At 41.9% G+C, this 229-nt stretch carries 1 pseudogene; it reads left to right on the top strand.

The annotated features are described in order from the left end of the window. Nucleotides 1-229, top strand: a pseudogene (locus tag SB772_RS46350) (asparagine synthetase B); the annotation flags it as partial.

Here is a 229-nt window from a genome sequence, read left to right on the forward strand (position 1 = left end):
CTGCTTTAACTCGCCTTACTCATCGAGGTCCTGATGACCAACACTATTGGATCGAGGGAAAGTTAGCTATTGGGTTTGCACGTTTGGCAATTAATGATGAAAGCGTTACAGGACGCCAACCTTACAAATCCATCTGTATGATAGGAGCTTTTAATGGCGAGATTTACAATGCAGATTTACTTGCAAAACAATATGACCTCCTTCGTAATAGCGACTGCGATACACATGT

The sequence above is a fragment of the Paraburkholderia sp. SIMBA_030 genome (genome assembly GCF_046535245.1).
Taxonomy (GTDB): Bacteria; Pseudomonadota; Gammaproteobacteria; order Burkholderiales; family Burkholderiaceae; genus Paraburkholderia.